This is a genomic window from Arthrobacter sp. GQ119, from assembly GCF_059759125.1.
In genome coordinates, this window is sequence record NZ_JCAXEA010000088.1 from 1 (window position 1) to 387 (window position 387).

Below are 387 nucleotides of genomic sequence, written 5' to 3' on the forward strand. Positions count from 1 at the left end.
CTTCAGGTCGTCCAGGGTGAGTTTTTTCATCTGGTGGGTGGCGTTGCGGCCTTCGAAGTGGGGGCCGAGTCCGTAGCCCTTGACCGTTTTGGCCAGGATCACGGTGGGTTTGCCCTTGAATTCGGTGGCTGCCTTGTAGGCGGCGTAGACCTTGCGGTAGTCGTGCCCGCCGCGCTTGAGGTTCCAGATCTGGTCGTCGGACAGGTCCGCGACCATGTCCTTGGTCTGCGGGGTCTTGCCGAAGAAGTGCTCGCGGACGAACCCGCCGGATTCGGCCTTGTAGGTCTGGTAGTCCCCGTCGGGGGTTTCGTTCATGATCTTCACCAGCGACCCGTCGGTGTCGCGGGTGAGCAGGTCATCCCACTCCCGGCCCCAGACGACCTTGAT

Annotated in this window: 1 pseudogene; it reads right to left on the reverse strand. The window is 62.5% G+C overall.

Going from position 1 to position 387, the window contains the following annotated elements:
• Positions 1–387, reverse strand: a pseudogene (locus AC6CH3_RS23480) (pyruvate dehydrogenase (acetyl-transferring), homodimeric type); the annotation flags it as partial.